The organism is Actinoplanes sp. NPDC049668 (assembly GCF_044465445.1).
Classification (GTDB): Bacteria; Actinomycetota; Actinomycetes; order Mycobacteriales; family Micromonosporaceae; genus Actinoplanes.
Window position 1 is genome coordinate 388,816 of the sequence record NZ_JBITLR010000002.1, and the last position, 14,240, is coordinate 403,055.

The window sequence follows — 14,240 nt, forward strand, 5'->3', positions numbered from 1 at the left end:
ACCCGGCGGCCGTCTCAGTCCCGCCAGGCCGCCAGCCGCTCGGCGGCCCGGCGCGCGAAGCCCTCGGCGACCGTACGCTCGGCCGAGATCGACTCGTAGCCGCGGTTCTCCACCAGCGCGACGGAGTCGCCGATCCGGACCGCGGCGACGTAGACCCGGTACGTCGACCCGTCGCCGGACAGCTCGCCGTCGTCGCCGCGGGCCGGCGTCGACCCCTGCACGAGCACCGACTCGTCGCCCACGCCGAGCGAACCCAGTGACCGGTAGGTGAACGTCAGGTGCTCCCGCTCGCCACGCGGGCAGGCGCGCACCGCCGCCCGGAACTCGTCCATGAAGTCCTCGGCGCCGTCGCCGGAGTAGACCGTGACCGTGTCGTGGACCTCGCCGGACGGGGTGTGCTCCGCGTCGTCGCCGTTCGCCCGGTAGAGGATCGAGACCGTCCCCCGCACCCCGGCCCGCGCGTCGGACGGGTAGCGGGCCGCCGCGCAGAACTCCGGCGGGCCTTCCGGCGGGTCGAGCCGCCGCAGCGAGGCCACGTTGGCGTCGGAGCGGCCGAGGAACGCCCGGGCCGGGATCGACGCGGGGATCGACGGCGTGCCGGCCTCCGTCGACGAGGGCGTGGCCGATGTGGACGGTGTGGAGGATGCCGAGGGTGCGGCCGTCGGCGTGGTGCTCTGCGCCGGCGGCAGCGGCGGGTGGGCGTCGTCGGCCAGGACCAGGCGCGCGCCGACGGTCACGCCCGCCACCAGGACCGCGGCCGCGGCCACGGCGCCGAGCGCACGGGTGACGGCGCGGCGGTCGGCGGCGCGGCGCACGGCGGCGGCGGGTGCGAGCCGGGCGTGGCGGGCGTCGTCGGACAGCGCGGCGAACGCGTTCTCGAGATCATTCGGCATCGTGCACCTCCACGGGTCGTCCCGCCGAGAGGATGGCGGCCAGGTCGGTACGGCCGCGGTGCAGCCAGGACGTCACGGTGCCGACGGGCGAGCCGGTCTCGGCCGCGATCTGGGCGACGGACATGTCGAACAGGTAGTGCAGGGCGACGGCCTGGCGCAGGTGTGCGGGCAGGCGGCGCAGGGCGGCGGTCAGCAGGACCGTGTCCTCGCTCGGCGGCGGGGCGGGTTCGGGCGGTCCCGACCTGATCAGCGCGGCGCGCCGGCCGCTGAGCCGCCGCCACCGGTCGGTGGCCAGCCGGGAGATCGCCAGCCGCAGCCAGCCCTCCGGCGCCGGGTGCACGGCGACCGTGCGCCAGTGCCGCCAGGCTCGGGTGTACGCCTCCTGCACGATGTCCTGCGCCTCGGCGAGGTCACCGGTCAGGGCGTAGCCGTAGCGCACCATCCGTAGCGACGTGTCCCGGTAGAACTCGTCGAACCCTTGCGCATCGCGCATCCCTCGTCCCCCGTCGTCCGCACAGTTATCAGCAGAACGGGGCGGCGCACGGAAATGCTGCGCGGCACGCCGATTATTTCCGGCGCGCTAGGCGCAGAGCAGGTAGACCAGGTCCTCGCGGTGCAGGTCGGAGACGGCCTCGAGCAGATCCGGGTGGCGCAGCAGGGCCGCGGCCTCGAGGTCGCGGGCGTCGGGGGCGGTCAGCCGGCGGAACTCGCTCGGCAAGTCACCCACGCGTCGTGGGCGCGGCCGGCTGTCCATGGCCGGGACCGCCGCGGCGACCGAGTCGACGGCGCGGGCGGCCAGCTGCGGGTCGGCGAGCAGGCAGGCGGCCCAGCTGACCACGACCTCGTCGACCCAGGTGCGCCAGCCCTCGCCGTCGGCCAGGTCGTCGTCGGGCTCGCTGCCGGCGCGCCAGTCGAGCACGGCGGAGCCGCCCGGGCCGGCGATGGCGACCAGCTCGGCGTCGACCGGCGTCGGGTAGCGCAGCCAGGCGGCGACCGTCACGGCCTGGCGCGCCTGCAGCTCGGCGAGCGTGTCGGCGGAGCGGTCGGCGCCGCTGGACGGGTACGCCCGGACCAGCCAGTGCGTGCTCGCCGCGATGACCGGCGACAGCGCGGCGGACGGACCGGCCATGGAGCCCTCCAGAAGTCTCGGTGCCACCCCGGCACGGGGTGCGTCAGCCGTACTTCTCGGCTCCGGAGCGGGCCGGATGAGGAGCCTCGCCCCGATGGCAACGCACGGCAACCGACGCGCAACCGCGTTCACGCGGAATTGACCACCTTCGTGGCGCTCGCGAGGGCGCGCCACGAGGGGCCGTCCCGAGCGCTCTCCGGTAGGTTGAAACCACCGGATGCGTCGCCGTTCGCGGTTGCTCCAATCCGGAGACCGATGGCTGACGGCTGCCCGGAATTCGCCCGTCGCCAAGCCCGCCCCTGCGCTTTCTGATTACGGTGGAGATCATGACCGGTCGCTTTCCCATCGAAGATGTGACGCCATCGGTGTCCTGTGGCCGCTATCCCGCCAAGGCGGTGGTCGGCGAGCTCGTGCCCATTTCCGCGGTGTCCTATCGGGAAGGCCACCACGCCCTCGGCGTGAACGTGGTATGGAAGGGCCCGCACGGCGCGCCCGAGCCGTTCACCCGGCTCGTGCCCGGCGAGCCCGGCCTGGACCGGTGGCACGGGGTGATCAAGCCGGACCGGGTCGGCCGGTGGACGTTCACCATCGAGGCGTTCGACGACCCCTACCTGACCTGGCGCAACGCGGTCACCAAGAAGATCGGCGCCGGGCAGGGCCTCGAGGACCTGGCCAACGACCTGGCCGAGGGCGCCGACGTGCTGGACCTCGCCGCCAAGATCGTGCCGGCCGCCGACGAGGAGCGGGTCCGCGCCGCCGCCGCGGCGCTGCGCGACGAGAGCCGCTCGCTGTTCTCCCGGGTCTCCCCCGCGCTGGAGCTGGAGAAGCTGCTCTGGCACAACCCCGTGCGCCACCTGGTCACCACGACCCGGTCGTACGCGATCTGGACCGACCGGCAGCGCGCGCTGTACTCCTCGTGGTACGAGTTCTTCCCGCGCTCCGAGGGCGCCGAGATCGGCCCCGACGCCACCCCGATCCGGCACGGCACGTTCGCGACCGCGGCGCGGCGCATCCCGGCCGTCGCGGCGATGGGCTTCGACGTGCTCTACCTGCCGCCGATCCACCCGATCGGCAAGATCAACCGCAAGGGCCGCAACAACACCCTGGTCGCCCGCGAGGGCATCGACGTCGGCTCGCCCTGGGCGATCGGCTCCGACGAGGGCGGCCACGACGCGATCAACCCGCTGCTCGGCGACCTGGCGGACTTCCGCGACTTCATCGCGGTCGCCCGGGACAACGGCATGGAGGTCGCGATGGACCTGGCGCTGCAGGCGGCGCCGGACCACCCGTGGGTCAAGACGCATCCGGAGTGGTTCACCACCCGGGCCGACGGCACCATCGCGTACGCGGAGAACCCGCCGAAGAAGTACCAGGACATCTACCCGATCAACTTCGACAACGATCCCCGCGGCCTGCGCGAGGAGGTCCTGCGGATCGTCCTGCACTGGGTCGAGAACGGCGTCAAGATCTTCCGGGTGGACAACCCGCACACCAAGACGCTGACGTTCTGGCAGTGGCTGATCTCCAAGGTCAAGACGGCCGACCCGGACGTGCTGTTCCTGGCCGAGGCGTTCACCCGGCCGGCCATGATGAACGGGCTCGGCCGGATCGGCTTCACCCAGTCGTACACGTACTTCACCTGGCGCACCACGGCCTGGGAGATGCGCGAGTACGTGGACCAGCTCAAGGCCTCGATCGACTGGATGCGCCCCAACTTCTGGCCCAACACCCCCGACATCCTGCACGAGTCGCTGCAGCACGGCGGCCCGCCGATGTTCAAGATCCGTACGGTGCTGGCGAGCATGCTCTCGCCGTCCTGGGGCATGTACTCGGGGCTGGAGCTCTTCGAGCACGTCAACCGGCCGGGCGCGGAAGAATACATCGACAACGAGAAGTTCGAGCTGAAGCCGCGGGACTGGGCCGGCGCCGAACGCTCCGGGCGGACACTGGCGCCGTACATCACCAAGCTGAACGCCATCCGGCGCGACAACCCGGCCCTGCACTGGCTGCGGAACACCGAGTTCCACGGCATCGACAATCCGTCGCTGCTGTGCTGGTCGAAACGCGATCCGGAGACAGGCAACACCGTTTTGGTGATCTGCTCGTTCGACTCGGCAAACGTGCAATGGGGCAACACGGCCCTCGACATGCCGGCCCTGGGCATGGACTGGCACGAACGGTTCACCGTCACCGACCAACTGACCGGGGCGACGTACGAGTGGGGTCAGCACAACGCCGTCCGGATCGACCCGAACGTCGAGCCGGCGCACGTGTTCGTGGTGCACCCACGCCATTAGCGGCACAGCGATTCAGTTCCTGCGGGGTGGGGTAGGTGAACGTCTGATGGATCTGACGACCAGACTCGGCGCGAGCGTCGAGCACAATCCCACGGAAGGCAGCCACGTCGAGGACGGGGTGGTCGAACACCCCACCGCCGACGACTTCGGTCATGCCCGGACGCTGCCGGCGGACCGGACCTGGTTCAAACGCGCGGTCTTCTACGAGGTGCTGGTCCGGGCCTTCTACGACTCGAGTTCGGACGGCTCCGGCGACCTGCGCGGGCTGATCGAGCGGCTGGACTATCTGCAGTGGCTCGGCGTCGACTGCCTCTGGCTGCCGCCGTTCTACGACTCGCCGCTGCGCGACGGCGGATACGACATCCGCGACTTCTACCGGGTGCTGCCCGAGTTCGGCACGGTCGACGACTTCGTCGCCCTGCTCGACGCGGCGCACAAGCGCGGCATCCGGGTCATCACCGACCTGGTCATGAACCACACCTCCGACTCGCACGCCTGGTTCCAGGAGTCGCGCCGCGACCCCGACGGCCCGTACGGCGACTACTACGTGTGGAGCGACACCAGCGAGCCGTACTCCGACGCCCGGGTCATCTTCGTGGACACCGAGGAGTCGAACTGGACGTTCGACCCGGTGCGCCGGCAGTTCTACTGGCACCGCTTCTTCTCGCACCAGCCGGACCTCAACTACGACAACCCGGCCGTGCAGGAGGCGATGATCGACGTCCTGCGCTTCTGGCTCGACCTGGGCATCGACGGCTTCCGCCTGGACGCGGTGCCGTACCTGTTCGAGCGCGAGGGCACCAACTGCGAGAACCTGCCCGAGACGCACGCGTTCCTCAAGCACTGCCGCAAGGTGATCGACGACGAGTTCCCCGGCCGGGTGCTGCTCGCCGAGGCGAACCAGTGGCCCGCCGACGTGGTCGAGTACTTCGGCGACCCCGACACCGGCGGCGACGAGTGCCACATGGCGTTCCACTTCCCGCTGATGCCGCGCATCTTCATGGCGGTACGGCGCGAGTCGCGCTTCCCCATCTCCGAGATCCTGGCGCAGACCCCGCCGATCCCGGACATGGCGCAGTGGGGCATCTTCCTGCGCAACCACGACGAGCTGACGCTCGAGATGGTCACCGACGAAGAGCGCGACTACATGTACTCCGAGTACGCCAAGGATCCGCGGATGAAGGCCAACGTCGGCATCCGCCGGCGGCTGGCGCCGCTGCTGGAGAACGACCGCAACCAGATCGAGCTGTTCACCGCCCTGCTGCTGTCGCTGCCCGGCTCGCCGGTGCTGTACTACGGCGACGAGATCGGCATGGGCGACAACATCTGGCTCGGCGACCGCGACGGCGTGCGCACCCCGATGCAGTGGACGCCGGACCGCAACGCGGGATTCTCCACCGCCAACCCCGGGCGGCTCTACCTGCCCGCCAACCAGGACCCGATCTACGGATACCAGTCGGTCAACGTGGAGGCCCAGCGGGACAGCTCGACGTCGCTGCTCAACTGGACCCGCACGATGCTGGCGGTGCGGCGCCGCCACGACGCGTTCGCCACCGGCAACTTCCGCGAGCTGGGCGGCTCCAACCCGTCGGTGCTCGCGTTCCTGCGCGAGGACGGCGACGACGTGGTGCTCTGCGTCAACAACCTCTCGCGCTTCCCCCAGCCCATCGAGCTGAACCTGCAGCACTGGAACGCGTACACGCCGGTCGAGCTGACCGGGCACGTGAACTTCCCGCGCATCGGCAACCTGCCGTACCTGCTGACCCTGCCGGGGCACGGGTTCTACTGGTTCCAGCTGTGCGGGTCGGAGGAGAAGCAATGACGCTGCCCTATGCCGAATGGCTGTCCCAGCAACGCTGGTACGCGGGCCGCAGCCGGACCCTGCGGGAGGTCCGGCAGGCCTCGTCCACCCCGCTCAAGGACGACCTGGACCTGGTCCTGCTGGACGTCGACTACACCGACGGCAGCACCGAGCGCTACCAGGTCCTGGTGGCCTGGGACTCCGGGCCGATCTCCGAGTTCAGCACCGTGGCGACGATCGGCACCGACGGCGAGCGCACCGGCTACGACGGCCTGTACGACCCGGCCGCCGCGGCGTTCCTGCTGTCGCTGATCTCCTCCGACGCCACCGTCGGCGACATCGTCTGCCAGTCCGAGCCCGGCGCGTCGTTCCCGCTGGAGTGCGAGGCGCGGGTCTTCGACGCGGAGCAGAGCAACACCAGCGTGATCTTCGAGCAGGAGGCCATCCTCAAGGTCTTCCGCCGGGTCGACGTCGGCGTCAACCCCGACATCGAGCTCAACCGGGTGCTCGGCCGGGCCGGCAACCCGCACGTCGCCCGGCTGCTCGGCTCTTTCGAGATCAACGTCGACGGCCGGCCGTGCCCGCTCGGCATGGTCACCGCGTACGCGGTGAACTCCGCCGAGGGCTGGGCGATGGCCACCGCCAGCGCCCGGGACCTGTTCGCCGACGCCGAGATGGGCGCCGACGAGGTCGGCGGCGACTTCGCCGGCGAGTCCTACCGCCTCGGCGAGGCGGTCGCCTCGGTGCACCGGACCCTCGCGGCCGAGCTCGGCTCGGGCCCGTCGCCGTTCCCGGTGGACGCCGTCGTCGCGCGGCTCGCCACCGCGACCGCCGCCGTGCCCGAGCTGCGCGACTACGCGCCGGCGATCGAGGAGCGGTTCCGCAAGCTCACCGGCGAGCTGGTCTCGGTGCAGCGGGTGCACGGCGACCTGCACCTGGGCCAGGTGCTGCGGGTCCCGGAGGCGTGGCTGCTCATCGACTTCGAGGGCGAGCCCGGCCAGCCGCTCGACGAGCGGCGGCTGCCCGACTCGCCGCTGCGCGACATCGCCGGCGTGCTGCGCAGCTACGAGTACGCGGCATACCAGCTGCTGGTGGACTCCGACGGCGACGAACACCTCGGCGTACGGGCCCGCGAGTGGGTGGACCGCAACCGGGACTCCTTCTGCGACGGGTACGCGGCGGCGGCCGGGCACGATCCGCGCGAGCACGGTTCGCTGCTCGCCGCGTACGAGCTGGACAAGGCGGTCTACGAGGCCGCGTACGAATCGCGGCACCGGCCCGGATGGCTGCGGATCCCGCTGCGGTCGATCTCCCGGCTCGTACGCTGATGACCCCCGGAGAAGGAGTACCGATGATCGGGCAGAGCACCCCACCCGGCCTGGCCGGCGACCAGCGCGCGATGAACGCGGTGATGTCCGGCGACACCCACGACCCGCACGGGCTGCTGGGCGCGCACCCCTCCGGCGGGCACACCGTCATCCGCACCATGCGCAAGGGCGCCAAGGACGTGTCCGTCGTCGTCGGCGGCGAGCGCACGGCGATGACTCAGGTGCACCCCGACGGCATCTTCGCGGTCGAGCTGCCCGGCACGGTGCTCGACTACGAGCTCGACGTCGACGGCACGGTCTGCGACGACCCGTACCGGCACCTGCCGACCCTCGGCGAGCTGGACCTGCACCTGATCGGCGAGGGCCGGCACGAGAAGCTGTGGAAGGTGCTGGGCGCGCAGCCCAAGGGCGACGGCGTCGGCTTCGCCGTCTGGGCGCCCGGCGCCCGCGGCGTGCAGCTCATCGGCGACGTCGCCGGCTGGGGCCCGTACGACGGCTGGCCGATGCGCTCGCTCGGCAGCAGCGGCGTCTGGGAGATCTACGTTCCGGGCGCGGCAACCGGTGCCAAGTACAAGTTCAAGATCCTCGGCCGGGACGGCGTCTGGCGCGAGAAGGCCGACCCGCTGGCACAGCACACCGAGGTGCCGCCGCGCACGGCGTCGGTGGTCTACGAGTCCACCTACGAGTGGCAGGACTCCGCCTGGATGTCCGAGCGCGCGACCAAGCAGTGGCACCAGGAGCCGATGAGCGCGTACGAGGTGCACCTCGGCTCGTGGCGGCCGGGCCTGAGCTACACCGAGCTCGCCGAGCAGCTGGTCGACTACGTGGTCGAGACGGGCTTCACCCACGTCGAGCTGATGCCGGTGATGGAGCACCCGTTCGGCGGCTCGTGGGGCTACCAGGTCACCGGCTACTTCGCGCCGACGTCGCGGTTCGGCTCGCCCGACGAGTTCCGCCACCTGGTCGACAAGCTGCACCAGGCCGGCATCGGCGTCATCCTGGACTGGGTGCCCGCGCACTTCCCCAAGGACGAGTGGGCCCTGGCCCGCTTCGACGGCACCCCGCTCTACGAGCACGGCGACTGGCGCCGCGGCGAACACCCCGACTGGGGCACCTACGTCTTCGACTTCGGCCGCCGCGAGGTCCGCAACTTCCTGGTGGCCAACGCGCTGTACTGGTGCGAGGAGTTCCACGCGGACGGGCTGCGCGTCGACGCGGTCGCGTCGATGCTCTACCTGGACTACTCCCGCAAGGACGGCGAGTGGACGCCGAACCAGTACGGCGGCCGGGAGAACCTCGACGCGATCAGCTTCCTGCAGGAGATGAACGCGACGGTCTACCGCAACTACCCGGGCGTGGTGACCATCGCCGAGGAGTCGACGGCGTGGCCGGGCGTCACCCGGCCGACCCACCTCGGCGGCCTCGGCTTCGGCTTCAAGTGGAACATGGGCTGGATGAACGACACCCTGACCTACATGGGTAAGGAGCCCATCCACCGGCAGTGGCACCACCACCAGATGACCTTCGCCACCGTGTACGCCTGGAGCGAGAACTACATCCTGCCGATCAGCCACGACGAGGTGGTGCACGGCAAGGGCTCGCTCACCGGCAAGATGCCCGGCGACCTGTGGCAGAAGCTGGCCAACACCCGCGCGCTGCTGGGCTTCATGTGGGCGTTCACCGGCAAGCAGCTCCTCTTCATGGGCGCCGAGCTCGGCGACGAGCAGGAGTGGAGCGAGGAGCGCGGGCTGGACTGGGGCCTGCTGGACGACGCCGCCCGCGGCGGCGGCATCCACCGGCTGGTGCAGGACCTGAACCGGGAGTACCGGCGCACCCCGGCGATCTGGTCGCAGGACACCACGCCGGGCGGCTTCCGCTGGATCACCAGCGAGGACTCGCAGCACAACACGTTCTCGTTCCTGCGCTTCGCGCCCGACGGCGCGGCGCTGGCCTGCGTGGTGAACTTCGCCGCGATCCCGCACGACGGCTACCGCATCGGCCTGCCGACCGCCGGCGTGTGGCGCGAGGTGGTCAACACCGACAGCACCCTGTACGGCGGCTCCGGCGTCGGCAACCTCGGCGAGGTGCACGCGGAGGCGCTGCCGTGGCACGGGCTCGACGCGTCGGCCTCGCTGCGGGTACCGCCGCTGGGCGCCGTCTGGCTCCGTTACGAGGGGTAGGGGGTCTATCGTGCGAGAGTGGCTATTCGACTGAACCCGTACATCTCGTTCCTCGGCGGCGACGCCCGGGCCGCGATGGAGTTCTACCACTCCGTCTTCGGCGGGACGCTCACCATCAACACCTTCGGTGAGTTCGGCGCCCCCGACCCATCGCTGGCCGACAAGGTCATGCACGGCCTGCTGGAGGTCGAGGGCGGGCTCACGCTGATGGCCGCCGACTCGCCGCCCGGCATGGAGCACACGGCCGGCAACAACATCGCCGTCAGCCTCAGCGGGGACGACGCCGACACGCTGCGCGAATGGTGGGCCAAGCTCGCCGAGGGCGGCACGGTCAGCGTGCCGCTCGAGAAGCAGATGTGGGGCGACGAGTTCGGCTCCTGCCAGGACCGCTTCGGCATCGAGTGGATGGTCAACATCGGCGCGCCCCGGCCCTGACCCGGCGGGCTCTCAGGACGCGAGGTAGTCCGTCCTCAGCAGGCCGTAGATCAGGTCGTCCGTCCACTCGTCCTTGATCCAGGTGTGGCCGCGCCGCAGGCCCTCGCGGGTGAAGCCCAGGCGCTCCAGCACCCGCGCCGACGCCACGTTGCGGGCGTCGCACTCCGCCGAGACCTTGTGCAGGCCGCGCACCCGGAAGAGGTGGTCGAGCACGGCCCGGACCGCCTCGGTGGCGTAGCCGTGCCCCTGCCGCCGCGGTGCGAGGGTGTAACCGATCTCGGCCTGCATGAGGTTGTCGTTCAGGTTCACCCCGACGTCGCCGACGTGCTCGCGACCGTCCTTGAGCTCGATCGCGTACTGGAACCAGCCGGGCTGCTCCGGATCCGCCGCGGCCATCGTCTCGATCGCATAGCGGGCCCGTTCCAGCGGATACGGCGCCCGCCACGACTGGTAGACCGCCACCTCCGGCGCCGACCGGTAGGCCGCCAGGGTCTCCGCGTCGCCGGCGCGGAAGCGGCGCAGCACCAGCCGTTCGGTCGCGATCAGCACAGCCGCGAGCCTAGCGCCACCGGCGGCCCCCGCGGCCGGCCACCGTGCGGGCCGGGTGCGCGGAGCGGCGAGCACCGTGGTACCCGCCGCTCCGCGCACACCTACCGCCGTGCCGGCACGGCGGACGGTCAGCCGCCGGCCGGCGCGACGCAGGTGCCGACCCGGGCCCGGGCCCACTCGCCGGCATCGTTCTGGTCCGCGCTGAATGCCCAGCTGAAGCCCACCCGGTCAGCGGCCGCGGCCCCGCTGGTCACGGCCGCCGTCCCGCACGCTGAAACCGACCCGTTTGCCGGCCCAGTCCCGGACCGGCTCGTCGGCCCGGGTGACGACGGCAGTCAGCGTCGCGGCGCCCGGACTGGTGAATCGAGACGTGAGCCGGGACTTTGATGTCAGGGGATATGTTGTGGCGGAAGTCGGTTGCGCGGCCGCCGTGGTGGGCCGCCAGATTGTCGGTCTATCCGCCCGAGTCCTGGGAGCTGCGATGATCAGCAGGAACACGCCCCTGGGGGCCGAAGGTCTCGGTTTCTGGATCGCATTCGGCTCTGTCTTCGGCCTTCTCCTCGGCGTCGTCGCCGGGGGTGTTTTCGACAACCTCGCTCTCGGTGTCGGGCTAGGTCTGTCCCTGGGTACGGGCCTGGGTGTGGTCGTCGGCTCCGTCTTCATCGCGCGAAGGAACGCCCGCGACGAATCCTGAGTGTCGCGCCCGGGTATGGGCTACGGGGTCGCAGGCGCCACCGCGGACACCGCGCTCGACTAGTCCGCCTCGACGTCCGCGACGATCACCGAGACGTTGTCCGGCGCGCCGGCCTCCAGCGTGCGGGCGATCAGCTCGGCCGCGCACACCTGCCGGTCCGGGTACGAGCGCAGCGTGGTCGCGATCACCTCGTCCTCGACGTAGTCGCTCAGCCCGTCGCTGCACAGCAGGAACCGGTCGCCGACGCGCACCGGCACCATCCGGCCGGCCGGGCGGAACGGCCCGCCCTGCACCGCCTGGGTCACCAGCGCCCGCTGCGGGTGCCGCCGGGCGTCCGACGGCGTCAGCACGCCCTGATCCACCAGCGCCTGCACGTACGTGTCGTCGCGGGTGAGCTGCGTCAGCTCGCCGTCGCGGCTCAGGTAGCAGCGCGAGTCCCCGACGTTGAGCGCCGCCAGCCGCTCGCCCGAGAGCAGCAGCGTGGTGACCGTGGTGCCCATGCCGTCGCGGGTGTCGTCGTCCGCGACGGCCGCCTCGATCCGCTCGTTCGCCGTGTCCAGCGCCGCGATCAGGTCCTGCAGCGGCTCGCCGGTGTCCGGCAGGGTGTCGACCTCGGCCAGGGTGCGGACCAGGATGTCGCTGGCCAGTTCCCCGGCCGGCAGCCCGCCCATGCCGTCGGCGACCACCAGCAGCCGGTCGCCGACGAAGACGGCGTCCTCGTTGTTCGACCTGACCAGGCCCTGGTCGGAGGCGGCGACCGCACGAAGCACGACACTCATGTCACAAGACTGCCAAAGGGCTGAGGCGGTGTCTGTAGTACGTAGTACGTAGTGTTGAGAGGTGATGCCGGTACCGATGGTGGGACGAGCGGGCGCGCTGGATGAGCTCACGCGCGCCTGGGAGCGCGTCGACGCGCGCCGCAGGTGCGTTCCCGCCGTGGTCACCGGCCCGCCCGGCACCGGCAAGAGCACCCTGGTCGCGGCGGCCCTGCAGGTCACGACCCCGCAGGTGGTGCTCTCCGGCTCCGCGCGGCTGCACTCGCCGGCGCCCTACGACTGGCTGGCGGCGGTGCTGGCCGGGCTCGGCCCCCGCCCCGACCTGCCGGTGCCCCCGGACGCGCTGGCCTGGCTGGCGCAGGACCCCGATGTCCCCCGGGAGCGTTACACGCCCGACGCGCTGCTGCGGCTCGCCGTCGCCACGGTGCGGACGCTGGTCGACGGCCGTCCGGCCGTACTCGTGGTGGAGGATCTCCACGCGCTCGACCCGGCCAGCCTGAACCTGATCGGCGAGCTGGCCGGCGCGGAGCTGCCGGCCCTGCTGCTGGTGACCAGCCGGCCGCCGGACGCGGCGGTCTCCCCGCTGCTCACGGCCCGGGTCCTGGCCCGCCTGTCGGGGGCGCCCGGCGCCGTGCGCCAGCACCTGGGTGCGCTGACCGCCGGGCAGGTGGCCCAGATTCTCGAACACGTGTACGAGGAGAGCCGCCCGCCGGCCGACGTCGCCGAGGCGGTGTGGCGCCGCACCGGCGGCAACCCGTACCGGCTGACCGAGCTGCTCGCGATGGCCGGCGGCCCGGAGGCGCTCGCCGACGCCACGCTGCCGACCTACCTGCAGGAGCAGCCCGACCTGACCGCCCGCGAGCGGGAGGTGATCGGCTGCCTGGCCGAGGGCATGTCCAACAAGCAGATCGCCCGGGCGCTGGGCATCTCGGTGCGCACGGTCACCGTGCACGTCTCCAACCTGCTGCGCAAGACCGGGGCGGTCTCCCGCACCGAGGCCGCGCTGTGGGCGGTTCAGCGCGACCTCAGGGCCACAGCAGCGTCTTGATCGACCGGCGCTCGTCCATCGCGGCGTACGCCTGCGCGACCTCCTCCATCGGCAGGTGCAGGTCGAAGACGGCGCTCGCGTCCAGCGTGCCGCCGAGCACGTCCGCCAGCAGCTCCGGCAGGTAGGGCCGGACCGGCGCGACGCCGCCGGCGACCGCGATGTTGTCGTCGAACATCTTCTGGATCGGCAGCTCGGCGCCGCCGAGCGGCACGCCGACGTAGCCGATGCGGCCGCCCGGGCGCACCGACGCCACCGACTGCGCCATCGACTCCTTGTTGCCGACGCACTCGAGCACCGCGTCCGCGCCCTCGCCGGCGAGCAGGTCGTGCAGGGCCGCGGCGCCCTCGTCGCCGCGCGCCGCGATGATGTCGGTCGCGCCGAAGCGGGTGGCGACCTGCTGCCGGTCGGCGTGCGAGGAGAAGGCGATCACCCGCTCCGCGCCGAGCCGGACGGAGGCGAGCACCGCGCACAGGCCGACCGCGCCGTCGCCGACGACCGCCACCGTGCGGCCGGGGCCGGCGCCACCGGACACGGCGGCGTGGTGACCGGTGACCAGCACGTCGGAGAGGGCGAGCAGGGCGGGAACCGTCCCGGTGTCCGGCAGGCCCGGCGTCGCGAGCAGGGTGCCGTCGGCGAGCGGCACCCGCAGGTACCGGCCCTGCCCGCCGTCCAGGACGCGGCCGTCGCGGTCCCGGCCGCCGTACCACTGCAGCTGATCGCAGGACGTGGTGACGCCCCGCCGGCAGTGCGCGCAGGTGCCGTCGCTGATCGAGAACGGCGAGATGACGAAATCGCCGGCCTTCAGCGTGGTGACGCCGGCGCCGGTCTCCTCGACGACGCCGACGAACTCGTGGCCGATCGGGTGCGGATCGGCGGGCGGCCGGGCACCCCGGTAGGTCCACAGGTCCGAGCCGCAGACGCAGGCCGCGACGACCCGTACGACCGCGTCCGTCGGCAGCTGGATCGCCGGATCGGGGCGCTGCTCCCAGCGGATGTCCCGGGTGCCGTACCACATGGCAGCGTGCATGACGGTGACCCTACCCGCGCCCGGCCGGGGTGATCGTCAACCGCTGTTTCGTGGGGCGGCGCGACAAGTGTCGGACGTCTGGT

General features: G+C 71.8%; 14 protein-coding genes. 7 read left to right on the forward strand and 7 right to left on the reverse strand.

Translation table 11 applies throughout. The features are described from left to right. Positions 1-14: 14 nt before the first annotated feature. From ACIBSW_RS08845 to ACIBSW_RS08855, 3 genes are all read right to left on the reverse strand, one after another. A complete protein-coding gene (locus ACIBSW_RS08845; protein ID WP_354729897.1) occupies positions 15-893 on the reverse strand; it encodes a hypothetical protein in 879 nt (292 codons plus the stop codon). After that, the gene (locus ACIBSW_RS08850) at positions 883-1,386 is read right to left on the reverse strand and encodes a sigma-70 family RNA polymerase sigma factor (RefSeq protein ID WP_354729895.1); all 504 of its coding nucleotides are present in this window, start codon (positions 1,384-1,386) and stop codon (positions 883-885) included. The genes ACIBSW_RS08845 and ACIBSW_RS08850 overlap by 11 nt, the downstream gene beginning before the upstream one ends. 87 nt (positions 1,387-1,473) lie before the next feature. After that, positions 1,474-2,022 (reverse strand): hypothetical protein, encoded by a 549-nt coding sequence (locus ACIBSW_RS08855; protein ID WP_354729893.1) that lies wholly within the window; start codon positions 2,020-2,022, stop codon positions 1,474-1,476. Positions 2,023-2,348: 326 nt separating this feature from the next. Between ACIBSW_RS08855 and ACIBSW_RS08860 the strand changes: the two genes are divergently transcribed. The 5 genes from ACIBSW_RS08860 (at position 2,349) to ACIBSW_RS08880 (ending at position 10,063) form a co-directional block, all read left to right on the forward strand. Beyond that, a complete protein-coding gene (locus tag ACIBSW_RS08860) occupies positions 2,349-4,319 on the forward strand; it encodes an alpha-1,4-glucan--maltose-1-phosphate maltosyltransferase (protein ID WP_354729891.1) in 1,971 nt (656 codons plus the stop codon). A gap of 46 nt (positions 4,320-4,365) precedes the next feature. Then, positions 4,366-6,141, forward strand: a complete 1,776-nt coding sequence (gene treS / locus ACIBSW_RS08865; RefSeq protein ID WP_354729889.1) for a maltose alpha-D-glucosyltransferase — start codon at positions 4,366-4,368, stop codon at positions 6,139-6,141. Continuing rightward, a complete protein-coding gene (locus ACIBSW_RS08870; protein WP_354729888.1) occupies positions 6,138-7,448 on the forward strand; it encodes a maltokinase N-terminal cap-like domain-containing protein in 1,311 nt (436 codons plus the stop codon). The genes treS and ACIBSW_RS08870 overlap by 4 nt, the downstream gene beginning before the upstream one ends. A 71-nt stretch (positions 7,449-7,519) precedes the next feature. Beyond that, positions 7,520-9,628: a 1,4-alpha-glucan branching protein GlgB gene (glgB, locus tag ACIBSW_RS08875; protein WP_354729905.1), complete on the forward strand. Its 2,109-nt coding sequence runs from the start codon at positions 7,520-7,522 to the stop codon at positions 9,626-9,628. Positions 9,629-9,646: 18 nt separating this feature from the next. Further along, positions 9,647-10,063 carry a VOC family protein gene (locus ACIBSW_RS08880; RefSeq protein ID WP_354729887.1) on the forward strand — a complete coding sequence of 139 codons (417 nt, stop codon included), beginning with the start codon at positions 9,647-9,649 and terminating at the stop codon, positions 10,061-10,063. A 12-nt stretch (positions 10,064-10,075) separates the two neighbouring features. Here ACIBSW_RS08880 and ACIBSW_RS08885 read toward each other — a convergent pair whose 3' ends face one another. Both ACIBSW_RS08885 and ACIBSW_RS08890 read right to left on the reverse strand, forming a co-directional pair. After that, positions 10,076-10,612 (reverse strand): GNAT family protein, encoded by a 537-nt coding sequence (locus ACIBSW_RS08885; RefSeq protein WP_354729885.1) that lies wholly within the window; start codon positions 10,610-10,612, stop codon positions 10,076-10,078. 128 nt (positions 10,613-10,740) lie between these two features. After that, entirely contained in the window at positions 10,741-10,866 is a 126-nt protein-coding gene (locus tag ACIBSW_RS08890) for a hypothetical protein (protein ID WP_354728817.1), read from the reverse strand. A 227-nt stretch (positions 10,867-11,093) separates the two neighbouring features. Between ACIBSW_RS08890 and ACIBSW_RS08895 the strand changes: the two genes are divergently transcribed. Then, complete coding sequence (locus ACIBSW_RS08895; protein WP_404799281.1) at positions 11,094-11,306, forward strand: hypothetical protein; 213 nt, start codon at positions 11,094-11,096, stop codon at positions 11,304-11,306. 59 nt (positions 11,307-11,365) lie between these two features. Here the strand turns inward: ACIBSW_RS08895 and ACIBSW_RS08900 are convergent, their stop codons facing one another. After that, a complete protein-coding gene (locus ACIBSW_RS08900; protein ID WP_354728813.1) occupies positions 11,366-12,085 on the reverse strand; it encodes a protein phosphatase 2C domain-containing protein in 720 nt (239 codons plus the stop codon). Between the two features lie 76 nt (positions 12,086-12,161). Here ACIBSW_RS08900 and ACIBSW_RS08905 point away from each other — a divergent pair, with 76 nt between their 5' ends. Further along, on the forward strand, positions 12,162-13,130 hold the full coding sequence (locus tag ACIBSW_RS08905; RefSeq protein ID WP_354728810.1) for a LuxR C-terminal-related transcriptional regulator: 969 nt from the start codon (positions 12,162-12,164) through the stop codon (positions 13,128-13,130). Here ACIBSW_RS08905 and ACIBSW_RS08910 read toward each other — a convergent pair. After that, positions 13,108-14,157 carry a zinc-binding dehydrogenase gene (locus tag ACIBSW_RS08910; protein ID WP_354728808.1) on the reverse strand — a complete coding sequence of 350 codons (1,050 nt, stop codon included), beginning with the start codon at positions 14,155-14,157 and terminating at the stop codon, positions 13,108-13,110. The two genes, ACIBSW_RS08905 and ACIBSW_RS08910, sit on opposite strands and share 23 nt — an antisense overlap. Positions 14,158-14,240 lie beyond the last annotated feature (83 nt).